Origin of the sequence: Corallococcus sp. AB045, from assembly GCF_003668895.1 — a bacterium.
GTDB classification, from domain to species: Bacteria; Myxococcota; Myxococcia; order Myxococcales; family Myxococcaceae; genus Corallococcus; species Corallococcus coralloides.
Genome location: NZ_RAWN01000008.1, coordinates 24,250 through 47,236, shown reverse-complemented (window position 1 = coordinate 47,236; position 22,987 = coordinate 24,250). Strand labels below are relative to the sequence as shown.

Genomic DNA, 22,987 nt, shown 5'->3' with positions numbered 1-22,987 from the left:
CCAGAACCCGTTCCGCGAGCCACTGCACGCCATGCACCTGGAAACACATCTCACCCTCGCCCTGCCTCCTGGAGCGGAGCCGGAGCTCCGGACATGGGCCGTGCGCCGTGGAGTGAAGGTGCTGTGCATCGAGCTCGTACGCGGCGTGGCACCCCGGCAGGTCATGCTGACCCTGCACAGCGGCACGTCGGTGGTGGAGGCGCGACAGCACGCCGAGGCGCTGGCCTTCGAGGCCCTCTCCACCTGCGGTGCACGGAGGTGCCGCCTCAAGGTCGAGGCGCCGTGGTCCCAGGGCCCGTTCGCGGTTTCCGCCCCGGTCTATCTGGAACACCACGTCCGGGTGGCCACCCGCGACCTGGAGGCCCTGGGGCGGCTCGCGGCCTCGCAGTCCGCCCACCTGTCCCGCAGCGCGTACAAGGTGTCACCGGACGGGGTCCAAGAGCGGTTCCTCACCCAGCGGTTCGGTCCCTCGGACGATGCCGCCATGGGTGCGGCTTTCGACTCGCTCCTGGCGAGCCTGGCGGACGCGGGGCTCCCGGTGACGAAGGTGGAGCGCGAGCGCGTGCTCTTCGATGACAACATCGCCCTCGACGAGGGCTGGCTGGAGGAGACATCCCGATGAGCGGCCCCACGAAGCCCGTATCGCCGCGGCACGTTCTTCCCGCGGGCTATGAGCGGGACGACAACCGGCCCGACGTGTTCGATCCGGCCCTCAAGCACCACGACGCAGCCTTCATCAAGGGTCCCCCCCGCTTCGAGGACCCCACGGAGGCGGCCCGCTTCCGTGAGGCCCGTGCCCGGCTCCTACGGCGGTGCCTCGCCGGCATTGGCCGCATGCGCGTGGGAGAGCAGGTCGTCGCGCGTGGCAGCGTCGTCCTCGAGCTCTGGTACGGCGGGCGCGCCCGGCCGGCCAAGGACCTCGACTTCGTCGTCACGCCCGCGTCCGTGAGCCCGACGTCGAGCGAGGGAATGCAGCTCATGGCGGACCTGACCCGGGCCGTCACGGATGCGCTGCGGCTTGAAGGCATCCACCTGGATCCGGCGAGCATCCCGGTGGACGGCATCTGGACCTACGAGCGCGCCGAGGGCCGCCGGCTCACGTTCCCGTGGAGCTGGGAGGGCCGCGTCCGCGACTCGGTCCAGGTCGACGTCGTGTTCAACGAACAGCTGCTCTCGTCTCCGCTCCGGCACACGGTGGAGGGAGTGCCGGTCCAGGTCGCCACGCCAGAGGAGTCCCTGGCGTGGAAGCTGCTCTGGCTCAGAAATGACAGCTGGCCCCAGGGCAAGGACCTCTACGACGCGGTCCTGCTCGCGGAAGACACCCGCCTGCCACCGGGCTTCCTCCAGCACGTGTTCGAGGCGAAGCAGGCTTCGTGGAGCGTGCCCATCCAGCCGGGGGCGTTCGAATACGCGGGCGACCTGGACTGGCCCAACTTCGTGCTCGAACACCCCTCGCTCGCGGGAGCCACGCTCGAGGAGTTCCAGGCACGGTTGGAGCGGGCGCTCCAGCGAGGCATCTGAGCCCCATCACTCAATCGTGGAGTTCGTCACCCGGATGGGCGTGTCCGCGTGGTTGGAGATCTGCGGATAGGTCTCGTACCAGGAGCCGCCCTTGTTGTTCTGGATGACCGAGCGGTCGATGCGGATGTCGCCCGAGTGGTCATTGCTCACGAAGAAGATGGCGCTGCCGTGCGCGTTGACCTCGTTGTGCTCGATGCGCGTGCCACAGAGCGACAGCGTCATCGTGTTGCCGTCGTTGTAGATGGCCCCGCCGCTGCCACCGCCCGGCGTGCCCGGCTTCGCGGGATTGGCGCCGTTGCCGATGGCCCGGTTGTGGGAGAAGAGGCTGTTGATGACGGTCCACGACACGCCAATGCTGCTGATGCCGCCGCCGTTGGAGCAGACCCCGCCGTAGCCCTCCTTGCCGCCGAAGGTCGTGTTCACCACGTAGACAGGCTGGTCGTCGTGCTGGTCGAACACCCGCAGCGCGGCGCCTCCGACGTCCGGGCCGGTGTCCACGCATACGTTGTTGAAGAAGCGGGAGTTGATGACCTTCACCCGCCCGCCGCGCACCCAGACCGCGCCGCCACCGTCGTACTCCTTCTCACTCTTGGAGCTGGCGTCCACGAAGGTGAGGTTCTGGAGCGTTAGCCGGGGGTGGTCCTGGTCCTGGCAGTGGGAGGTCGTCCACACCTGGGCCTGGTCGCAGGTGTTCATGTAGAGGATGCGGTGCTTGCCCGCGCCGCTCAACGTCACCAGCCCCTTGCCGTCGATGACGATCTCCGGCCCCTTGTCGTTGAAGACCTTCGCCGTCCGGTCCAGCGTGATGACGACGGGCTCCGGGCCGCAGTCGAAGGTGATGATCCCGCCCTTCGCCACGGCACTGACGAAGGCATCGGAGGTACAGCTGGCCGGCGTGCCCGTCCCGACGACGGTGGTGAGCCGGGACACGTCCGCGAGCCCTGCCTCGGCGGGCACGGCGCACGTCGCCTCGGCGTTCGGGTTGCCGGCCGGGGGCCCGTCCTTCGGATTGGTCAGCGGGTTGGGCACGTCCACGCCCTCATCGTCCGAGCAGCCAGCGGCGCACATCAGCGCGACCCCCGCGGCCAGGGAGCGCAGCGTGGACACAGGGAACCGGTGAAGTCTCTTCGGGTGCATTCAGCCTCCAGGAGGGAGGCAGTCTAGGGCGGCGATGCACCCGGGATGAACACCGGTCAGTCTCGGCGTCACAGCGCGGACCGCTTGCGGCAGCCGGGGATTTGGGGCACGAGACGCGCCGTGATCGTCCGTCCCCGCCCTGGCTTCTTCAAGCTCCTGTTCGTCGTGCGCGGCACCATCCTGCCGCGCGTCCTGCCCCACGTATTGGGGGTCGCGGCGCTCGCCACGCTGGTCGTCCTGACGCTCAAGCAGGGCTACATCCGGCTTCCAATCACGTCCCCCGCGCCGCTGTCGCTGCTCGGCATCGCGCTCTCCATCTTCCTCGGCTTCCGCAACAACGCCTGTTACGACCGGTGGTGGGAGGGGCGGAAGCAGTGGGGCGCGCTCATCATCGAAGTGCGTGCCTTCACCCACGCGACCATCGCGCTGCTGGACGACGGGCGCGCCGAGTTGCCCGAAGCCGGGCGGCAGGCGGCAAGGAGGCTGGTGCACCGCACCATCGCCTTCCCCTACGCGCTCGCCGCGCACCTCCGTTCGCAAGACGTCGGAGAGGCCATTGGCCGCCACCTCGAGGAGCCCGAACGCTCGCGCGTCCTGGGCAGCGGAAACCGCCCGAATGCCCTCCTGCGCGAGCACCAGTTGGAGCTGGCCCGCCTGCTCCGTGAGGGCCGGCTCACCGACATCACCTGGGGCGTCTTGAACGAACGGGTGCACGCCATGATGAGCATCTTCACCGCCTGCGAGCGCATCCGCCTCACGCCGCTGCCCTTCGCCTACACGGTGCTCCTGCACCGCACGGCCTACCTCTTCTGTCTGCTGCTGCCCTTCGGACTCGCCGAGTCGATGGGTTGGTTCACGCCGGTGCTCACGGCCATGATCGCCTACACCTTCTTCGGCCTGGACCTCCTGAGTGAGGAGCTGGAGGAGCCCTTCGGAGAAGCTCCCAACGACCTGCCCCTGCTCGCGATGTCCCGCACGGCGGAGATCAACATGCTGGAATCGCTGGGAGAGCCTCAGCCGGAGCCGCTGCGCCCCAAGGACTTCGTCCTCGGCTGACAGAAACATTCCGGTTCGTATTTTCAGAAAATACGGCTTTGGCTAGCTTCCCCAGGACGCGCCAGGAATGACCTGGCGCGCATTCCGAGGGAACCATGCTCAAGCTCTTGTCGTCGGCCGTCCTCAGCCTGCTGCTCTCCCTGGGGCTCCTGCCCGCTCCCTCCGAGGAGTCAGCGACGGCGGCGCTCGCGGCCACGACGACCACGGTCGCGACGCACAACACGTGGCACGGGCAGGCGAACACGAGGCCGCTCGCGGACATCATCGGCTGGCAGGAGGTGGACACCGCGGAGGGCCACTCCAAGCTCGGGGCGATGGATGCCTACGCGCACTTCCGGCCCGGTGATGACCTGCTGGACGCGCGCAACTCCATCGCCATCTCCTGGCGAAAGAACAAGTTCGAGAAGACGGGCGACGGGTCCCGGCTCACGCACGGCGGCGAGGCCGGGGTGACGCCGTCGCGCTTCGTGAACTGGGTCGTGCTGAAGAACCTCGCGACCGGCGAGAAGCTGGCGTTCATCAACACCCACTACATCTCCGGCGCCTGGAACGGGGAGCACCCGGAGCGGCAGGAGCGCTGGCGGACGCACAACACCGTGGTGCGCGAGGTCGTCGCGGAACTGCGTGGCCGGGGGCTGCCCGTCGTCCTGGTGGGCGACTTCAACCGCGCGCTGTCGCAGGACATCCCCGGGATGAACCACCTGAACACGGCGGGTGTCAGCGGCGTGCCCATCGATCAGATCTACGTCACCGTGGGCATCGGCACCGGTCCCGCCGAGCGCCTGGAGAAGTACGGCTCCGACCACTTCGCCTACACCGCGACCGTCCGTTACTGAGGAACAGGCCGGGGCGGGAGGACCGCCCCGGCCCGCCCGCGCTACCAGCAGGTGAACTGGAGGTTGTCGTAGCGGACGGACGCGGTGCTGAAGACCAGCGTGCGCATGTCCCCCTGGGCGAAGCCGCTCTCACCGCAGGCGCAGGTCGCCCCGGTGCCCGTGCATGACGTCCAGTTGGTGATGTCCCCGCTCGAGTCCTTGCGGTACTCGGCGTTGAAGACCGCCTTGTTCTTGTTCGTGAACCAGGTCTTGTACGCGCCGCACTCGTTGAACCGCTGGCACTCCTCGTTGATGGCGAAGTCGAAGGAGTCCGCGAGCGCGGGGATCTGGTCCACGTCGTTCTTGAGCGCGATGCCCAGGCACAGCGAGTGGGCGGTGGTGGCCAGCCAGCGGTTGTAGTCGAGCTGGTTCGCCGCCGTGAGGCCCCAGCAGGCCTGATCGGTGCAGTTGATCTCATCGTCGTGCGAATAACCGTCGATGTTGTCCGGCTCCACCGCGTCGCAGCCCTTGTTCTTCGCCAGCTGCATGCGCGACGTCATCACCGTGCGCACCGCCTGCTTGCGGTGATCCAACCACCACTCACAGCCGCCGCCGCTCGTGCACCAGTCCCCCATGATGTGCACGGACTGCGCGCAGTTCTCCCCAGGGGTGCAGTACGTGTCCTGCGGGAACTGGTTCGCGTCGTCCCGCCAGTTTTCATAGGAGCCCGCGCTGAAGTAGCAGACCACCTTCTTGCCGGCGGTCTTGTACTCCTGGATCTTCGCGGCGGTCGTATTGAAGAGGTCCACGACGTAGACCTGGGCGTTGAGGTTGGTGGGAATGGCGTTGTGCTCCAGGTCCCACATCCAGGTGGTGCCCTTGGGGAAGGCCGCCACCGTGCAGGAGGAAGCCTCTCCACAGACGTTCGGCGTGCCGCCACCGCCGCACGTCTGGGGGCTCTGGCAGGCGCCACAGCTCGCGACCGTGCGCGCCTGGCCACAGTTGTCGGTGCCACTCACCTGACCGCAGCTGGCGCCCAGCCGCGTGCAGAAGGCCGCGTCCGTCTCAGCGGTGCACGTCGTGGAGATGTCCCACGCCACCTGGAGCCGGAGGCTGTCCAGCTGCGCCGCGTCCGTCCCCGCACCCTTGATGATGCGCGCGCGGATCTCCCCGGTGCTCGACACGAAGTTCGACGCGACCTCGGTGGTGGGGAGCGCGAGCGTCAGGGCCGGCGTCCACACCCAATCACCGCGCCCCTGCGAGTTGGCGATGCTGACCCAGCTGGAGGTGGAGAACTTGTAGAGCTGCCACTGGTAGTAGGACGTGGCGACCCCGGGCCCCTGGTACTTGGTCAGCAGGCTGAGCTGGGTGACCTGGGCCGGGGTGGGCGCGGCCTGGGTGAGGCTGGAGAGGTTGAAGGACAGGGAGCCCGTGTAGCTGGGGCTGAACTCGATGTACTGCGCATAGCAGTCCGCGTACGCGCCGACCGTGCAGTTCGCGCTGTTCGTCTTGAGCACGCCCATGCCGCCGCTCTTGCCCGACGCGTCCGTGTTCGCCTGCGTGCTCGCGGAGGCGAAGTCGATGACCTCCGAGCCCGGCAGGGCCTGCTGTTGAGCTTCCGGCTCCCGCGCGTCGTCCGCCTCCAATGGCATGCATCCGGGTGTCAGCAAGGCAAGGCAGGGGAACAGCCAGGCACTCCAGTTCGACATTGCGCCTCCAGGGGTTTGGGCCCGGCTATCACAAAAGGCCACCTCATCACTTAGCTCTTGCGCTAAGTGTCTGAAGACGTTACTTAGCCTCGTGGAAAAGCATCCGGAACAGCTGAATGGAATTTTCCAGGCGCTCGCGGATCCGACCCGCCGGGCTGTGATTGCGCGTCTGGGAAAGGGCTCCGCCAGCATCAGCGACCTGGCGAAGCCCTTCGACATGGCCCTGCCCTCCTTCATGAAGCACATCCACTTCCTGGAGGACAGCGGGCTCATCCGCACGCACAAGGAAGGGCGCGTGCGGACGTGCGCATTGGAGAAGAAGTCCTTCGCCGCCGTGGAGTCCTGGCTGTCCGCGCAGCGCGCCCTCTGGGAGGCCCGCACGGACCGGCTCGAGCAGTTCGTCACCACCCTCTCCAACAAGGAGTGAACCGATGTCCCCTGCCCTGAATCCCGAGCTCGACCTGAGCATCTCGCGCATCATCAAGGCGCCGCGCGCTGTCGTCTGGAAGGCCTGGACGGACCCCGCCAGCTTCGAGCAGTGGTGGGTGCCCGCGCCGTCCCGGTGCAAGGTATTGGAGCTGGACCTGCGGCCCGGCGGCGCGCTGCTGACGCACTTCAGCGAGACGGCCACCAGCGACTTCATGCCTCACCTCAGCGCGTGTTTCCTCGCCGTCGACACGCTCGAGCGCATCGTGTTCACGAACGTGATGGTCGCTGACTGGCGGCCCGCGGACGTCTCCGGCATGCCGCTCATGACCGCCATCATCACGCTGAAGGATCATCCGCAGGGCACCGACTACAGCGCCCACGTGATGCACAAGAACAGCGCGGACAGAAACATGCACCACGACCTGGGCTTCCACGAAGGCTGGGGCACCGTCACGGCGCAGCTCGCGGCGCTCGCTGAACGGCGCGTGTGACACCTGTGTCCGACATCCGCGGGCGCGGGCTCTGACAACCTTGTCATGCGCGGGTGCGAAGGCACTCTGAGCGGGCCTCAGGCACACGGGTGGAACGACCCTTGCTCCAGCAAGGGTCCGTCCCCACTCGCAGCAGGAGGCATGCGTTGAACAAGGCGATGCTGATTCCGGTGCTCCTTCTCCTCACCGCGACCCAGGCCCAGGCCATGGAGCCGCCGGGGCCGCGGTCCTCCGTGGGAGAGCGGCCCGCGCACGCGCTCTGGATCTCGCCGCTGGTGACCGGTTCCCTCCTGCTGACGGGGCCACTCGTGGGCGGCACGCTCCACCTGGCGCTCCCTGTCGGCACGAACCTCCAGCTGTCGGACCAGACCGACCTGGTCATTGAAGTCACGCCCCGGTACGCGCGCCGCCGCTGCACGGAAGACATCGGCAACTGCGGCACGGGCCGGGCGCTCACGGTCTCCACGGGCGTGGCCTGGACGCCGTGGCCCCGCGCACGGGGCGACGGCTTCTTCCTCCAGCCCAAGCTGAGCGGCATGGTGAGCAACGAGAAGGACCGGCCCGACGCCGACAAGGGCGAGCCCGCCAATCGAAGCACGACGGGAGGCCAGCTCACCCTGGGCCTGGACCTGGGCTACCGGAAGACGTTCGCACGCACGAACTTCTATCTCGCCGCGGTGTTCGGCGCGGCCGTGGGCTACAGCTGGAACCAGCAGCGCAAGGAGCTGGACCTCGGCGGCCAGTACAGCCTGCCGTGGGGTGATACGCGCAGGAACGGGCGCATCGTGGACATCAACATGGACATCCTGCGGGTGGGCTTCAGCTTCTGACGCTCACGCGGCCAGGACAGCGCTCCGGACCAGCGCACGGAAGTACCTCACCGCCGGGTCCGCATGCGTGCGGTCATGCCAGCACAGGGCCATCTTGACGGTGTGAGCGGGGACCGGCGCGTTGACGCCACGCACACCCAGGCGCGCTCCCTGCGCGGCGACGAGTGACTCCGGCAGCGTCGCGACCAGGTCGGTCGCGGCCACCATCGCCGCCGCCGTCAGGAACGAGGGCACCGTCATCGCGACCTCGCGGCGGATGCCCGCGCGTGCGTACGCGGCGCCAACGAGGTCCCGGAAGCCCTTGCCCGGGACCATCTCCACGCCCACGTGACGGAGCGCGCCGAGCGCACGCGCGGACAGGCGCTTCGTGAGCACGGGGTGGTCGTCGCGGGCCACGAGGACGGTGCGCTCGTCCAACAGCGGTTCGACGTGCAGGCCCGCGCCCCGCCCGGCGAGGCCGATGTGCAGGTCGACCTGTGACGAGGTCAGGTCCCCGAGCGCCACGAGCGAGGCGATGCCGACCACGGAGAGGCGCGCGTTCGGCATCTCTCCTGCCATCCGGGCGGCGATTCGCGGTCCCCACGTGACTTGACCCGCATCGGCGACGGCGAGCGTGAAGGTGCGCGTGCAGCGGGCCGGCTCGAATGGGGCCTCTTGCAGCCCGGACTCCAGTTCGCGCAGGCCTCGGGCGATGGCGGGAGCCAGCGCGAGCGCGCGAGGCGTGGGGACGATGCCACGGCCCTTGCGCGTGACCAGCGGGTCGCCCAACACGGACCTGAGGCGCGCCAGGCTGTTGCTGATGGCGGAGGGCGTGACGTGGAGCCGCTCGGCCGCGCGTACCACGCTGCGCTCGGTGAGGACGGTGTGGAGTACCAGGAGGAGGTTGAGGTCGAGGGCGGCGATCGAAATGCTCACGGTTGGTGAGCCTAGACCTCACGAACCATCACTACCAGGGAGGTGTCCCCTTCCCCATCATGGGTGCATGCACAGACTGCTCGGCTGTCTCGTCGCGGGCGTGCTCATCGCATGCCACACCTCTCCACCGCTTCCATCCCGGAGCACGCCCATGCCCATGGTTCACCAGGTCCAGGTCCTGGATTCGTTCATCTCCTACCGCGAGGCCGGGACGGGCTCGCCCATCGTGTTCCTTCACGGCAACCCCACGTCCTCACACGTGTGGCGAAACGTCATTCCGCGGCTCGCCGACCGGGGCCGGTGCCTCGCGCCCGACCTCATCGGCATGGGGGAGTCGGGCAAGCCGGACATCGCATACCGGTTCGCGGACCACGCGAGGTACCTTGATGCGTGGTTCGACGCGCTCGGCCTGCGGGACGTCGTGCTCGTTGGCTACGACTGGGGCGGAGTGCTGGCCCTGGATTGGGCGCGGCGGCATCCGGACCGCGTGCGCGGCGTGGCCGTGTTCGAGACGTTCCTCCGTCCCATGCGCTGGAGCGACTGGCCTCCCCAGGGCGAGCAGCTGTTCCGCGCCCTGCGCACGCCGGAGGTCGGTGAGCAGCTCGTGCTCGAACAGAACGCGTTCCTCGAGAAGTCCTTCGCGAACGGCGTCCAGCGTGGCCTCGCGGAGGGTGATCGGGCCGTCTACTCCGCTCCGTATCCAGACGCGGCGTCGCGACGCCCGGTGTTGCAGTGGCCCCGGGAGATTCCCATCGATGGCGAGCCCGCCGACGTCGCCGCGGTGATCGAACGCTATGACGCGTGGCTCTCGCAGCCATCCGTGAAGCCGGTGCTCCTGCTGACGTTCGGCGACACGGGGCTCAACGCACCGCGCATCGTCGAGTGGGCGCGCGCCAACCTCCGGTCCCTCGAAATCGTTCCGCTGGGACGCGCGGGGCACCATGCGCCGGAAGACGCGCCGGAGGACATCGCGCGCGCCCTCCAGGCCTGGATGGACCGCTCCGCGTGGTGAGCAACCAGGGCCCGTGCGACAGGTCAGCGCCTCCGCCTGCCGCCTCCTCGCCGGCCTCCGTACGTTGAGGCCTTGCCATGGTGGCCGCGGTTGCCCCCACGCTCGGGGGCGCCACGCGCCTGGGGCTGACGCTCGCGGGTGGCCTCGGTGATCTCGTCCGGCATCCAGGGCTGGTCGAGCAGGTCCTGGAGATCCAGGAGTGAGCGGGCCTGGAGCACGCCCCGCCGGCCCCGGGCCACACTGAAGCGCTGGGGGCGGTCGAGCAGCGGCAGCTCCTCCTCCACCAGGGTGCGGGCGAGCTTCTCCGGCAGGTGCAGCCGCACCACGCTCCGCAGGGCGCCGTCCGACAGCTCCTCCACGTCGTACTCCAGCGGCACCGCCTGCTCGCGGACCTCCACTGCGTCCGGGAGCGCCAGGAGCGCCTGCCGCGTCGCGCGCGGCACGAGCGCGTCCAGGTCCAGCCGCAGCGGCCGCTCCCGGAAGTCATCGAGCGTGTCCACCCCATCGAGCTGCGCCTCGTAGAGCGCGGTGAGCTCCGGGTGCCCCAGCGGCGCGGTGGTGCCTCCCGAACGCCGCCACAGCTCGCGCACCTCGGCGATGGCGACCCGGTGACGGTCCACCGCGGGATGCGGCGCCTCACCCTTCGCCAGTGCTTCCGCGAGCGCGTGCCGGGCCGCCTTGGCGAGCTCTGGCCCCCAGGCGCGCAGCACGTCCACTTCCTGCTCCAGCGTGAAGCCGTAGTAGTCCAGCAGCCTGATGAGCACGACCGAGCGGAAGCGCGCGTCATACGCGGGCGCCTCCGAGTGACGGCGCGCGTAGCGGCGCAGCAGCGCCTGGGGCAGCTGGGTGCCTTCGATGGCGCCCTGCGACTCGCCATTGCGGTCGGCGAAGTAGCGCAGCGTGCCCGCCACCGCGCCCAGGTTGCCGCACACGCTCGTCTTCGACACGCGGGTGAGATCACCCCAGGCCGTGCGCTCGTCGATGACCAGGTCGAAGGGCATGAAGCGCGCGAGCAGGTCGCAGAAGCGATGGTGGACGCTGGAGCTCGCGAACGGCATGCGCGCGGGCAGCGCCAGCCCCACGCTCCGGTACACGCTCGCCATCGCGAGCGCCGCGTCCTCCAGGGCCTTCACCAGCACCCCGCGCCCCTCCGCCCACGCCGCGAGCGTCTCCGGGTCGAAGACGTGACGCGGCAGCCCCTGCACCTCCCCCACCGTGCCCGCCACACGGAAGGCCTCGGCGTACAGGTTGTACGCGGTCAGGTGATCGCTGCCGGGCACGAGCACCTCTTCCAGGTTCCGCTCCTCGCGCGTCATCCGGTGCAGGGACTCCACCGCGCTGCACACCGCGAGGAACGGCAGGAGCGCGTCCTCCGCGTTGACGATGAGCTCCGCCCAGGGGCGCTCCACGGGCAGGGCCTCCACCGCGCGGCCGTAGGCGGACAGCCGTCCATCCGCGTCCACGATGCCGCGCGCCTCCAGCTTCGCGAGCGCCCGCCGATAGGCGGCGCGGTCCAACGGCACGGGCAGGTCCAGCTCATCCGCCCGCACGCCCAGGGCCGCGGCGGTGAGCGCCACCCGCTCCGGCTCTCCCGCGAGCTGGAACTCGGGCTCGGTGGGCCGCAACGAGGCGAAGTGGATCAACCGGTCACTGAGGATGAAGACGCGCCCGCCCGCCACCCGTCCGTGCACGCGCCCCGCCATCTGCAAGAGCTCGTTGTTGCCCAGGTGCACGCGGGTGAGCACGTTGCGGCCGCCCTCCACCACGTTCGTGAAGCGCAGGTCGTCGATGACGACGGTGTCCAATCCGGGCACGTTGAGCGCGCTCTGCCCCGCCGCCGTCATCGTGAGCACGAACGGCCGGGGCGCCGTGCCCTCCAGGAAGGGGCGGATGGCGCGCAGCGGTTCGCCGCCGTGGTAGTGCGCCGCATGGACCTCGGGTGAGCGGGCACGCACGTGGGCCGCCGCCTCCTCCACGCCAGCACGCGTGGCCAGGAACACGCCCACGCCGCGCCCCTGACGCTGCACGTCCTGGAGAAAGGCATCGTCGAGGAAGGACAGCGGCTTGCGGCGCTCCACCTCGACCTGGGCCGCCTTGCCCGGGTCGAAGGTGGACACCTGGAGCACGTCCGCGCTGTCCAGGTAGCGCGCGTAGAAGGCCGGATCCACCGTGGCGGACAGCCAGATGAAGCGGCAGCCCACGCGCTTGCCCAGGGCCAGGCACAGCTCCAGCTCCGCGGAGGTCTGGTGGATCTCATCCACGATGAGCGTGTCCTCACGCCGGATGGCGCCGCCCTGGAACCAGCGCCGCGCGATGCCGGTGGTGACGATGGCCACGTCCGCGAGCGGCGTCTCCGCTGTGGCCTCCCGCTCGCGGTTGACCACCGCCACCCGCAGGGGCCGCCGGCCCGTGAGCTCCTCCGCGATGGGGCGGATGGCGAGCGTCTTGCCCGTGCCCGTGCCCGCGACGATGCCGAACCCCTGCCCGCTCCGCGCGAGCGCAAGGAGGCGCTCGCCGTGATGCTCTTCCAGGTACGTGCGCAGCTCCAGCCCGAGCGCCAGCTCGATGGTTTCGCACGCGGCTCGCGTGGGCGCGATGACCACCACCCGCCCGCGAAGGGGCGGCGTGGCGGAAGAAGCGTCGGTGCGGGGCGGCAGGAAGCGGTCGGTAGGTGTGCGCACGAAGGCCAGTGATACGCGCGGGAGGTGTCCCGGGGAAGCGTCAGATGCGTCCGGGACCGGGCAGACAGAGGCAGGCAGCCGCGCACGCCAGGGCCTCTGGACGTGAACCCAGTGGAAATGTCGTCCACGGCGCATCCGCGGAAGGCCGCACGCCGGGGCGCCGAGTGGCTGCTGAGCCGGGCGTGCGCACCGCGCTGAGCGCACGGGCAAGAAGCCACGTGAGAGCCGAGGACGCGTACCGCGCGTCCTCGGCTCGTCAGGGTCAGCGGCTCATGTCGCCCCCGCCACCACCCGAGCCGCCTGAGCCGCCTGAGCCTGAGCCTGAGCCTGAGCCTGAGCCTGAGCCGCCTGAGCCCGAGCCGCCTGAGCCCGAGCCGCCTGAGCCCGAGCCGCCAGTGCTCGAACTACTACCACCGGAGCCGCCACTACCCGAGCCGCCAGTGCTCGAACCGCTACCACCCGAGCCGCCAGTGCTTGAGCCACCTTCGCTAGAGGTACCGCCGGAGGTGGAGCCGCCGCCCATGCCGCTGCCGCTGCCGCTCGTGCTGGAACCGCCTGTGCCGCCCGAGCTGGAACCGCCCGTCCCTGGGTTCGTCATTGAACCTGATCCGCCAACGTCGCCAGAGCCCGTCTCGGTTCCCTCCGTTTCATTGGAGCTTTCGCCGACGTTCGTCCTGCCGCCGACTCCTGGAGTCATCGTTCCGGAGCTGCCAGTGCCGAGCCCCTCCATACTCTCGCCTTTCGTGGTCTTGCACCCTGCGCCAACGAGCAGCGCCGACACGAGCGTTCCCAGCAGCACCGCCTTGAATGCCTTCATTGCATGCACCTCCCTCACCGGCCCGGGTGGAAGGTTGAGAAACGGCACCTGGGGAGCCACTGACCTTGGGGATGGGTTCGTGGTCGGGAAGGCACACTTCGGATGAGACGGGAAGGCTTCATCGAAGGTGCGCAGGCACCGGCTCCCGGACCTCGGTGTCGAGCCTCGTCCAATCGAGGACTCGTCTCTAGAATGGACGGGCCGTTCAACCTGGGAGGTCGTACATGCGCAAGGGAATCGCGAAGTTCGTGTTCATGCTGGGCGTCGTGGCCGGTGGCGCCGTCGGGGCGCTGATGCCCACCAGCTCCGAGGCCATTGGCCTCTGCTCCAACATCTGCACGAACGAAGACTGCTCGTGCTTCCGTCGGTGTGCCGGCGTGGGCGCCGGGCAGTGCGTCTGTTCGGACATCACCATCTGCCAGTAGGCCGAAGTGGATGAACCGCGGCCGGGCCTCCGTGATGGGCCCGGCCGTTTCAGAGCCGGTCGAGGATCTCCGCCCTCTTCCGCGCGTACTCCTCCTCCGAGACGAGGCCCGCGTCGGCCATCCGCTGGAGGTCCGCCAGGGCCTTCACGGGGTCTGCGTGCGCCGCCTGGCCCGTCGCCATTGCGTCCATGCCCTGGCGGAGGAACCTGCCCAGGTCCTGCGCGACAACCGGCCCCAGGACGACGACGCCCTGTGGGTCCTTCGGGTCGACCTTGACGTTGAGCCGCAGCCCCACGTCCATCACCCGCACGTTCCAGTCGTGCCACCGGCTGCTCAACGACACCTGATACGGCGCCTCGCCGGGCATCCGCACCTCGAGCAGGAAGTCGAAGACCTGGCTGCGGTTGATGTACATCCGCGTGGCCTTGTACTCCAGCACCGTGGCCTCGCCCGGCAGACCGTGGTTGCGGGTCTGCTCCTTCTTCCATGCCCGGTAGATCAGGCGCACGACGAAGGCGCCTCCGCCAAGGAAGAACAGTGCCCAGCTCCCCGCCACCACCGCCATGACCACATCTTCCTCGCGCATCAACCCCACCTCGAAGAGACAGCACGCAGGCCCGGAACGGACGCCTCACCCGGGTACAAACGGCCGGGGCCCTGCATGAAAACAGTGAAGGCCGCGCACCGCCACGCCCTGTCACGAGGTTTCACCGGAACAACTTCTCGCGCGGCGTCCGGCCGGTAGCATCATGCGCGCCCATGATCCTCTCCCAGAACGAGTTCCTCCCGCGCGCGGAGGCCGTGCGCGCCCGGCTCGAAGGCGCTGTCCTCAACGCGCTCTCCCATCACGGTGAGCCTTCGGTCTCGGAGCTCGCGGCTGTCTTCCGGAAGGACGCGCAGCGGTCCCCGTCCCAGGTCGCGGAGGCGCTATGTCCCGGCCCCCTGTCGCCCATCGGCTTCGCGGCCCTGGTGATGCGCGAGCTGCTGGCGCCCGAGGACGCGGTGCTCGAAGGGACCATCTCCGAGGCCCGGGTCATCACGGGCAACGCGCGGGCTGCCGGCTTGCTGCGTGTCACCGCGCCCCTCGTCGTCCTCGGGGACCTGGAGGTGGCGGGCGTGCTGGAGGACTGCGGACCGGATTCGACGGTCGTGGTCGTGGGCCGTTGCACGGCATGGGGGCTCCAGACGTCAGGGAACTTCCTGGTGCTCGGCGACCTCGTGGTCCGGGATGCCATCCAGGGCATCTACAACGACGACAGCCTCGTCGTGGCGGGTGACCTCACCACGCGATTCCTCGACGAGAACGATCACGACGTCACCTGCTACGGCGAGACCCACGCCGAGCAGCACCTGGAGAACGGCCGCCCCGGCGAGGAGGCCGCCTCGCTCGCGTCCACCTTCCTGCGCCCGGAGCTGTGGAACCTCGATCTGGGGGAGATCCACCACGACGCCCTGTTCAAGCGCATCCAGGAGGGCGAGCCCGTCTTCACGGACACGCTCCAGCCCCAGCAGGTCCGCGAGCCGGATGAACCCACCGCCGAGGAGCTCGAAGGCCTGGACATCGAAGGCATCGCGGCCCAGGCGTCGAAGAACGCGCGCGCAAGGGACGTCGTCTACGCCCAGCGCAAGACAGGCGAGGTGTGGCTGATGCGTCCCAGCAGCCTGCCCCTGCACATCTTCGACGGGAAGGAGTTCCTCGGACAGGGAACGCCGCCCGCGCTCGACGTGAAGCAGCGGGCCTCGGAGCGCGTCACCTTCTGGCGCAGGCGGGGCGACCTCTTCATCGAGATCGAACGCTTCGGCGCCGTCGTGCAGTTCCACGCGGGACTCAACAACGGGTCGATGCGCACGTTCCGCTTCGCCTTCGAGACCTCCGACGCCGCCGCACAGGAGGTGCGGCGGCTGGAGGCCCGCTACGAAGGAGACTTCCTGCGCGTCACGACCGTGGTTCCCGGCCGGGGCCCGCTCGAACGGGAGTTCGCGAAGTACGGCGGCCCGAAGAACGAGTACACGTCAGCCATCGTGGACGGCACCACGCTGGTCACCCGCGACGACGAGCGCCAGGACTTCGATGACGAGTCCTCCGCCCTGAGCGCCCTCGAGGATTGGATCGCCGGGAAGCGCCAGGCGGGGTTCGACCTGAAGATCCTGGAGTGGAAGCCCTTCGGCCTCCTGGGCCGACGCTAGGACTACTCCAGGGTCATGTATTCCGGCTGGTACACCGACCGGTTCCGCAGCGGCGAGGGACCGCCGCTATTCACGCAGTAGCCGGTCGGGTTGTCGCAGCCGGACTCGGGGTTGCCCCAGTACGCAGTGAGGTTCATCCAGGCGAGCGACCCCGTGTACGTCCCCGCCGGCTGCCAGGGAATGACCACCACGTTGTTCCAGGTGTCCCACGCAAGTCCGGCGCCGGTGTCGTCCGCCAGGAAGTCGCCGTTGAAGATGGTCTCGTAGATGTGCCGCGCGGCGTCCGGATAGAGCCCATGCGAGCCATTGGCGGAGAACACCTCCGGATGCCAGCCGGTGAGGAACACGGCCTTGTCTCCGAACGTGAAGGCCTGCCCGTTCGCGTGCTGGCTCAGGTAGACCTGCGCGGGGCGCCCGTCGATGAACCGCACGGTGAGGTGCTCCCAGTCCCCCACGTGGTTGCCGAAGGTGGAGTAGCCGCCCACGCAGCCCCAGGGCGAATACCAGCCAATGCATACGCGCTTGCCATTGTTGTAGGGATAGAAATTCCAATACAGCACGTCCGTCACGTTCGTCGGCAGACCGCTCTGGGTGCGCGGGATGACCTGCGCATAGACGGGCACAGACGTCTGGTTGGGGCGCTGGCCGTCCAGGAACTGCGGATCCGTGCAGGAGTCACAGCCCAGCGCCTGGTTCGTCACCAGGTGGCCGTTCTCCTCGTGGACGTTGGCCAGGTGGAACTGCGTGGAGGACGGGAAATAGGCCTCGTCCGGATGCAGCCACACGCGCGGCGCGAACGCCGCCACTGTCTGCGCGTCCACGGGCAGGCCCCGCAGCTCCGCGTTGGACGTGGCGCTCTTGTTGAGGACCCAGTAGCGGTTGCCGCCCGTGTCGCCGTGGCTGGGGCGGGAGACGAAGGTGGATGCGGGCAGGCCGCGGTGGTCGCGCGCCACCGCCTGCCACACGCCGATGTCGTCGTCCGCGCCAGAGCCCCTGTCGTCCCACACCCAGGCGGGATTGGCGGGCAGCACGTATTCGCTCCGCACGCAGCGGATGAGGTCCGTGGAGGGCTTGGAGTAGCCCAGCACCGCGACGTGGCCCAGGCAGGTGTAGCCCGCGGGCGCGACCGGCTCCCAGAAGGAGACGTCGTGCGTTCCACCGGAGCCGGAGTCGTCCCAAGTCCAGTTGTAGTTGGACGGGCGCGCGAGCAGGTCCCCCTCGCCGCGAACCACGAACGTCGTCGCGGGCGCCTGTCCCCGGTTCGGCATGGCCACGTCGCCCAACGAGAAGAAGCCCGGCGTCTGGGAGAGGTCCGGGCGCCAGACGGCGATGTCGTTCGTCGCGCCGGTGCCGTGATCGTCGTAGACCCAGGTGAAGCGGCTCGTGGGCCGGACCTCCAGCGCCTTGGGATGGCGCAGCACCCCGGAGTCCGACGCCAGGGTGAACTCGGCGCTCTGGCCCGACAGCGCGGTCGCCGCGACCAGCTGGTAGCTGCCCGGGACCAGCGTGACGACCAGGCGCGAGTTCGTGCCGCCACCGCCGTTGTTGTCCTGCGCGAGGATGGTGCCGTTCGCATCCAGCAGGTACAGCCAGGCATCCGCGGACGACGTCAGCGTGAACGTCACCGGATTGCTGGATGTCTGTGAGTCCAGCAGGAACACCCGGTTGCCCGGACTGGAGGAGCTCTGTCCTCCCGAGCCCTGCCAGAAGCCGTAGACGGTGTTCGCGTGGGCTGCGTTCGCCACGAGCGAAGACGTGGCGAGCGCGACGAGGGATAGGAATCGCCGGAGGGCCATGGATACCTGGGGAAGGAGGAAACCCAGGACCCTACTCCGGGACTGCTATTCCCGGACGTCGTTGACGTGGTTGTACGGGGTTCCGAGGGGAATCGTTTCGCCGTTGGCCGACGTGCGGTCGACGGTGGAGATGCTCCACACGTCCAGCGTGTCATCGTTGTCCACGTTGCCCACACACACGGCCGTCACGCTGCAATCGGGACAGGTCCCCTCCAAGCCGGGCTCCACGCCCGCCTGATCCAGTGCCGCCTGGATGGCCTCCGGGTCGAGCGCGGGGAACGCTCCCGCCACGGGGATGACGTCCTCCGGCATCCGCAGCACATAGGCATAGCGATTGCGCGGTCCCGGCTCGAATCCCATCATCGCGAAGCTGTCCACGGGATGGTTGTCCACCACGTACGCCCTCACCGTGCCGAAGAACGCCTTCAGGTTGACCTTGCACTCCGCCTGCTTCGAGCGAGCCTGGAAGCTCACGAAGTTGGGAATGGCGATGGCGGCCTGGATGCCGATGGTGAAGAGCCCCAACCCCGCCACGCAGAGGGCCGCGATGGCGAGCCCCCTGCGCCCGGCATGCTCCGGCTTGCCTGTCTTCACCATCGCCAGGATGGCCAGCACGAGCCCTACCGGCCACAGACAGACGATGCACAGGCCTGCGATGGTGAAGCCCAGCGCGACGCCAGGCAGGACGGTCTTCTTCGGCGGGGAGGACTCAGGAGCGATTGGGGTCGTCACGGCCCGCATCGTAGTGCCGTGCGTACTGCTTCCGGAGCACGAATTTCTGGGCCTTGCCCGTGCTGGTCTGCGGCATGGCCGGGAGCAGGACGATGGCCTTGGGCACCTCGAACCCACCCAGGTGCTGGCGGCAGTGGGCGTTGATCTCCGCCTCCGTCGCGGAGGCGTTGGGCTTGAGCACGACGAAGCCCGTCACCGCCTCCGTCCAGCGTGAGTGCGGCAGACCCACCACCGCGACCTGAAGCACCGCGGGGTGGCGCAGGAGGACCTCCTCGACCTTGATGGACGGGACGTTCTCTCCGCCCGTCTTGATCATGTCCTTCTTGCGGTCCACGAAGAGCAGCTGACCGTCGGCGTCGAACATGCCCAGGTCGCCCGTGTGGTGCCAGCCGAAGGCGCTCGCCCGCGAGGTCGCCTCCGGGTCCTTGTAGTAGCCGAGCATCACGTTCGGCCCGCGGTGGACGATCTCCCCCACCTCGCCGCGCCCGAGCAGCCGGCCCTCGTCATCCATGATGGCCGTCTCATTCGTCACGGCCGAGTCACCCCAGTACGAGCCGAACCGCTTGAGCTGCTGCTCCGGCTTGAACATGGTCGTCGCCGGGTACATCTCCGTCTGGCCTGACGCGAGCGCGAAGCCGCCCGGACAGAAGTGCTCGATGAGCGCCACGAGCATGGTGCGCGCCATGGGCGCCATCACGTAGAGGCACAGGCGCAGGCTGGACAGCTTCGTGGCCGGACGCGCCGGGTGCGCCAGCATCGCGCCGTACATCACCGGCAGGCCCAGCAGGAACGTGATGCCGCGCTGCTCGATGGTCGCGAGCATCGCCCCCGGGTCGAAGGCCCGCCGCACGACCACGGTCGCCCCGGCCAGCAGGAACGTCATCACGATGGCGTGCTGCGCGCAGTGGAACATCGGGAGCACGCAGAGAGTGGAGTCCGACGAGCGCATGCCCAGCTCGAACAGGTTCCCGCTCAGCGCCGCGTGCACCGACGCATGCGAATGCATGACGCCCTTCTGCTGGCCGGTGGTGCCGCTGGTGTACATGATCTGCGCGAGCTGGCCGCTCTGGATGTCCACCTCCGGCAGCGTGCCGTGCTGCCCCGTCAGCGTGTCCAGGAACGCGACCGAGTCCCCGCCCGGCGCCGCCTGCCCCTCCGGCACGCAGACGATGATGCGGGTGCCCAGCGCGTCGAGCATCGCCCGCAGCCCGGGCTTCGCGAGGAGCTCGGCGTCGACGACGGCATGTGTCGCCTCGGCGTGTTCGAGGATGTACCGGACGGCCTCCACGGAGAGGCCGGTGTTGATGGGCACCCAGACGAACCCCGACTTGTAGATGCCCACGAAGGCGGTGAGCATCTGCGCCGAGTTGCCGCAGAGCATCGCGATGCGCGCGCCCTGGGGCAGCCCCTGGGCGAGCAGGTAGTGCGCGAACGCGTTCGAGCGCCGGTCGAGCTCCGCGTAGGAGAACTCGAGGTCCCCGTCGACGAGCGCCGTCCGCTCCGGCCAGCGCACCGCCGACCGGTGGACGATGTCGCCCAGAGAGACGCGGCTGATGCGCGGGGACCGAGGTGCCTGGATCGCTGTCATCGTGTGCTCCATTCCGCCCGTTCGGGCGTCGGGTCGAACCGGGTGCCCCCGCGGCCTATTTCGGCGCGGCCCACGCGGGAGGCCGGCGCTCCAGGAAGGCGAGCATCCCCTCCTGGGCCTCTTCGGAGGCGAACAGCCGGCCGGAGAGCGCGACCATCTCGGCGCCCCCGGAATCGATGCGCGCGCGCAGGCCGGCGGACACCAGCTGCTTGGTCTCGCGCAGGCCCTGCGGAGACGACACGCGGAACGTCTCCAGGATCTGCTCGACGGCGCCCTCCAGGGACGCGTCTGGCACCGCGGTGGTGATGAGCCCGATGCGCGCGGCTTCGGCTGCGTCGAAGGCCTCACCGGTGAGGAAGTAGCGGCTCGCCGCCCGGCTGGTCAGGTGCGGCAGGGTGGTGAGCGAGATGACCGCGGGCGTCACGCCGATGCGCGCCTCCGTGAAGGCGAACTTCACGGACTCCGCGACGACCGCCACGTCACACGCGCCCACGATGCCGATGCCGCCTGCCCTCACCTGCCCGGCGACCTTCGCCACGACGGGCTGAGGCAGCGTCACGATGGTGCGCAGCACGTCGAGCAGCACGCCCGGAGCCTTCGCGGCGCCTCCGTCCGCCATCTCCGAGAGGTCCGCCCCCGCGCAGAACGCGGGACCGGTGGCCGCGAGGACGACCGCGCGCACGCCCGGGTCGGCGCCCACGGCGTTCAGCCGCTCCAGCAGCTGCGTGACGAGCGCCCGCGACAGCGCGTTGCGGTTGCGCGGCGAATCGAGCGTCAGGGTCGCGACGCCACGAGAGACTTCGTACCGGACGAGCGGTGCTTCACTCATGCTGCCTCCTTCGCTGCGGGGGAGACGACCGCGACGACGTGCCGTGCCGGCACCTGCGCCCCGACCGTGACGTTCACCGCCGTGACCACGCCATCCGTGGGAGCGATGAGGGACGACTCCATCTTCATCGCTTCGAGCACCACCAGCACGTCGCCCTTCTTCACGGTCGCGCCGACCTCGGTGCTCACCCGGATGATGCGGCCATCCATGGGCGCGCGAAGGCGGCCGTCGCTGGCGCGCTCGCGTTCGGAGGGCAGCCGGAAGGACACGTCGCGCAGCTGGCGCGTGATGCCGTCGAGCGTGCACCACAGCGTGCCTCCCGCCCGCCGGTAGCGGACCGCGCGACGGCGCCCCGCCACCTCCACCTCTGCGCGCTCGGGGCCGAGTCCGCGCAGGGAGAGCGCGAACGAGCTGTCGCCGATACGGACCTCGTAGGCCTCCGCTGCGACGGGACGCACCGAGGCGCGGAACTCCGAAGCACCGTCATGCAGGCTGACCGGCACCGGCAGGGCGTAGGAGCTGCTCCAGCCCGTGAGCGTCGCGTCGAAGCCACCTTTCCGGGCCAGCGCCTGCGCGTCGTCGTGGAAGAGCAAGGCGGCCAGGATGGCCTGATCCTCCGGGGAGGCCTTCCCGAGCGCCTGAAGCGTCTCCGGCGGCGTGTGCGCGCCGACGAAGCCCGTGTCGTACCGGCCGGAGCGGAACGCCTCGTGCCCGAGGACGTGCTGGATGAACGCACTGTTCGTCGTGACGCCGAACACCGTCAGCTCGCGCAGCGCCGCGGCCAGCCGCTCGCGAGCCGTCTCGCGGTCCGGTCCGTACGCGATGAGCTTCGCCTGCATGGAGTCATAGAACGGCGTGATGTCCTGCCCTTCACGCACGCCATGATCCACACGGACGCCCTCCCCCGCCGGTGGCTCCCATGCGAGGAGCCGGCCCGTCTGCGGGAGGAAGCCCTTGGATGGGTCCTCCGCGCACAGGCGCGCCTCGATGGCGTGCCCGCGCCAGGTGATCTCCGGCTGCGTCAGCGGGAGCGGCTCGCCGTCCGCGACGCGCAGCTGCCATTCGACCAGGTCGAGCCCGGTGATGAGCTCCGTCACCGGGTGCTCCACCTGAAGGCGCGTGTTCATCTCCATGAAGAAGAAGTCGCCGTTCGGCGCCAGGAGGAACTCGATGGTCCCCGCGCCGCGATACCCGATGGCGCGGATGGCCTGCACCGCCACGGCCCCCATGCGCTCGCGCAGCTCGGGCGTGACGGCCGGAGACGGGCTCTCTTCAATCACCTTCTGGTGCCGGCGCTGCACGGAGCAGTCGCGCTCGCCCAGGTGCACCGCGTTCCCATGTTCGTCCGCGAAGACCTGCACCTCCACGTGACGCGCGCCTTCAATGGCCCGCTCCAGGATGAGCTCGCCGCTGCCAAAGGCGTTCGTCGCCTCCGAACGCGCAGAGCGGATGGCGTCGAGCAGCGCGCCCGGCTCGCGGACGAGCCGCATGCCGCGCCCGCCACCGCCCGCCGCCGCCTTCACCATGATGGGGAACCCGACGCGCTGGCCCTCGCGGACCAGGGCTTCGTCCTCGAGCGACTCGCCAGGGCGTGCCGCCTCATAGCCGGGGATGCAGGGCACGTCCGCGGCCTGCATGCGCAGCTTCGCCTGCCGCTTGTTCCCCATCAGCTCGATGGCTTCCGCCGGCGGGCCGACGAACACGAAGCCGGCCTCCGCGCACGCGCGCGCGAAGTCCTCGTTCTCCGACAGGAAGCCGTACCCGGGATGGATGGCGTCCGCGCCGGACGCCTTCGCCGCGGCGAGGACCCGCTCGATGGAGAGGTAGGACTCCCGCGCGGGCGGCGGCCCCAGGTGCATGGCCTCGTCCGCGAGCCGCACGTGTGGGGCATCCCGGTCCGCGTCGGAGAAGACCGCGACCGTGCGCAGCCCGAGTCGGCGGCACGTGCGCAGCACGCGCACGGCGATCTCACCCCGGTTCGCCACCAGCACCTTGTGGATGCGTTTCATGATTCCCC

Annotated in this window: 20 protein-coding genes; 10 read left to right on the top strand and 10 right to left on the bottom strand. The window is 69.4% G+C overall.

All coding sequences use genetic code 11. The features are described 5' to 3' along the window. The first annotated feature begins 100 nt into the window (after positions 1 to 100). Positions 101 to 622, top strand: coding sequence for a hypothetical protein (locus D7Y21_RS03465; RefSeq protein ID WP_233591947.1), 522 nt, complete (start codon positions 101 to 103; stop codon positions 620 to 622). Next, positions 619 to 1,521 (top strand): nucleotidyl transferase AbiEii/AbiGii toxin family protein, encoded by a 903-nt coding sequence (locus D7Y21_RS03460; protein ID WP_121711226.1) that lies wholly within the window; start codon positions 619 to 621, stop codon positions 1,519 to 1,521. Before D7Y21_RS03465 ends, D7Y21_RS03460 begins: the two co-directional genes overlap by 4 nt. A gap of 6 nt (positions 1,522 to 1,527) precedes the next feature. Here the strand turns inward: D7Y21_RS03460 and D7Y21_RS03455 are convergent, their stop codons facing one another. Then, positions 1,528 to 2,658 carry a hypothetical protein gene (locus D7Y21_RS03455; RefSeq protein ID WP_121711224.1) on the bottom strand — a complete coding sequence of 377 codons (1,131 nt, stop codon included), beginning with the start codon at positions 2,656 to 2,658 and terminating at the stop codon, positions 1,528 to 1,530. Between the two features lie 120 nt (positions 2,659 to 2,778). On the opposite strand from D7Y21_RS03455, the gene D7Y21_RS03450 reads away from it, so the two are divergent. Both D7Y21_RS03450 and D7Y21_RS03445 read left to right on the top strand, forming a co-directional pair. Further along, entirely contained in the window at positions 2,779 to 3,714 is a 936-nt protein-coding gene (locus D7Y21_RS03450) for a bestrophin family protein (RefSeq protein ID WP_120567106.1), read from the top strand. 95 nt (positions 3,715 to 3,809) lie between these two features. Next, positions 3,810 to 4,550: an endonuclease/exonuclease/phosphatase family protein gene (locus tag D7Y21_RS03445; RefSeq protein ID WP_121711223.1), complete on the top strand. Its 741-nt coding sequence runs from the start codon at positions 3,810 to 3,812 to the stop codon at positions 4,548 to 4,550. Between the two features lie 41 nt (positions 4,551 to 4,591). Here the strand turns inward: D7Y21_RS03445 and D7Y21_RS03440 are convergent, their stop codons facing one another. Beyond that, on the bottom strand, positions 4,592 to 6,181 hold the full coding sequence (locus tag D7Y21_RS03440; RefSeq protein WP_158627221.1) for an endo alpha-1,4 polygalactosaminidase: 1,590 nt from the start codon (positions 6,179 to 6,181) through the stop codon (positions 4,592 to 4,594). A 148-nt stretch (positions 6,182 to 6,329) separates the two neighbouring features. Here D7Y21_RS03440 and D7Y21_RS03435 point away from each other — a divergent pair, with 148 nt between their 5' ends. The 3 genes from D7Y21_RS03435 to D7Y21_RS03425 all read left to right on the top strand — a co-directional run bounded on the left by D7Y21_RS03435 (position 6,330) and on the right by D7Y21_RS03425 (position 7,988). Next, positions 6,330 to 6,665, top strand: coding sequence for a helix-turn-helix transcriptional regulator (locus D7Y21_RS03435; RefSeq protein WP_120567109.1), 336 nt, complete (start codon positions 6,330 to 6,332; stop codon positions 6,663 to 6,665). Between the two features lie 4 nt (positions 6,666 to 6,669). Further along, on the top strand, positions 6,670 to 7,158 hold the full coding sequence (locus tag D7Y21_RS03430; protein WP_120567110.1) for an SRPBCC family protein: 489 nt from the start codon (positions 6,670 to 6,672) through the stop codon (positions 7,156 to 7,158). Between the two features lie 146 nt (positions 7,159 to 7,304). After that, positions 7,305 to 7,988 carry a hypothetical protein gene (locus tag D7Y21_RS03425; protein WP_120567111.1) on the top strand — a complete coding sequence of 228 codons (684 nt, stop codon included), beginning with the start codon at positions 7,305 to 7,307 and terminating at the stop codon, positions 7,986 to 7,988. Positions 7,989 to 7,991: 3 nt separating this feature from the next. On the opposite strand, the gene D7Y21_RS03420 is transcribed toward D7Y21_RS03425, so the two are convergent. Next, complete coding sequence (locus D7Y21_RS03420) at positions 7,992 to 8,903, bottom strand: LysR family transcriptional regulator (RefSeq protein WP_121711219.1); 912 nt, start codon at positions 8,901 to 8,903, stop codon at positions 7,992 to 7,994. A gap of 151 nt (positions 8,904 to 9,054) precedes the next feature. Between D7Y21_RS03420 and D7Y21_RS03415 the strand changes: the two genes are divergently transcribed. Then, the gene (locus D7Y21_RS03415; RefSeq protein WP_120567113.1) at positions 9,055 to 9,915 is read left to right on the top strand and encodes a haloalkane dehalogenase; all 861 of its coding nucleotides are present in this window, start codon (positions 9,055 to 9,057) and stop codon (positions 9,913 to 9,915) included. Positions 9,916 to 9,938: 23 nt separating this feature from the next. On the opposite strand, the gene D7Y21_RS03410 is transcribed toward D7Y21_RS03415, so the two are convergent. Next, positions 9,939 to 12,596 carry a DEAD/DEAH box helicase gene (locus D7Y21_RS03410; RefSeq protein ID WP_121711217.1) on the bottom strand — a complete coding sequence of 886 codons (2,658 nt, stop codon included), beginning with the start codon at positions 12,594 to 12,596 and terminating at the stop codon, positions 9,939 to 9,941. A 1,041-nt stretch (positions 12,597 to 13,637) separates the two neighbouring features. Here D7Y21_RS03410 and D7Y21_RS03400 point away from each other — a divergent pair. After that, positions 13,638 to 13,838, top strand: a complete 201-nt coding sequence (locus D7Y21_RS03400) for a hypothetical protein (protein ID WP_014395921.1) — start codon at positions 13,638 to 13,640, stop codon at positions 13,836 to 13,838. 49 nt (positions 13,839 to 13,887) lie between these two features. Here D7Y21_RS03400 and D7Y21_RS03395 read toward each other — a convergent pair whose 3' ends face one another. Beyond that, positions 13,888 to 14,424 carry a hypothetical protein gene (locus D7Y21_RS03395; RefSeq protein WP_121711215.1) on the bottom strand — a complete coding sequence of 179 codons (537 nt, stop codon included), beginning with the start codon at positions 14,422 to 14,424 and terminating at the stop codon, positions 13,888 to 13,890. Positions 14,425 to 14,597: 173 nt separating this feature from the next. On the opposite strand from D7Y21_RS03395, the gene D7Y21_RS03390 reads away from it, so the two are divergent. Further along, positions 14,598 to 16,025, top strand: coding sequence for a hypothetical protein (locus D7Y21_RS03390; RefSeq protein ID WP_121711213.1), 1,428 nt, complete (start codon positions 14,598 to 14,600; stop codon positions 16,023 to 16,025). Between the two features lie 2 nt (positions 16,026 to 16,027). Here D7Y21_RS03390 and D7Y21_RS03385 read toward each other — a convergent pair whose 3' ends face one another. The 5 genes from D7Y21_RS03385 to D7Y21_RS03365 are packed head-to-tail and all read right to left on the bottom strand — an operon-like array spanning position 16,028 to position 22,979. Continuing rightward, the gene (locus tag D7Y21_RS03385; protein ID WP_199735348.1) at positions 16,028 to 17,821 is read right to left on the bottom strand and encodes a Vps62-related protein; all 1,794 of its coding nucleotides are present in this window, start codon (positions 17,819 to 17,821) and stop codon (positions 16,028 to 16,030) included. A gap of 45 nt (positions 17,822 to 17,866) precedes the next feature. Next, the gene (locus D7Y21_RS03380; RefSeq protein ID WP_121711211.1) at positions 17,867 to 18,562 is read right to left on the bottom strand and encodes a pilin; all 696 of its coding nucleotides are present in this window, start codon (positions 18,560 to 18,562) and stop codon (positions 17,867 to 17,869) included. Then, on the bottom strand, positions 18,531 to 20,141 hold the full coding sequence (locus D7Y21_RS03375) for an AMP-binding protein (RefSeq protein WP_121711271.1): 1,611 nt from the start codon (positions 20,139 to 20,141) through the stop codon (positions 18,531 to 18,533). Before D7Y21_RS03375 ends, D7Y21_RS03380 begins: the two co-directional genes overlap by 32 nt. Before the next feature lie 55 nt (positions 20,142 to 20,196). Then, a complete protein-coding gene (locus tag D7Y21_RS03370) occupies positions 20,197 to 20,970 on the bottom strand; it encodes an enoyl-CoA hydratase family protein (RefSeq protein WP_120567118.1) in 774 nt (257 codons plus the stop codon). After that, positions 20,967 to 22,979, bottom strand: a complete 2,013-nt coding sequence (locus tag D7Y21_RS03365; protein ID WP_121711209.1) for an acetyl-CoA carboxylase biotin carboxylase subunit — start codon at positions 22,977 to 22,979, stop codon at positions 20,967 to 20,969. Before D7Y21_RS03365 ends, D7Y21_RS03370 begins: the two co-directional genes overlap by 4 nt. Positions 22,980 to 22,987: the final 8 nt, after the last annotated feature.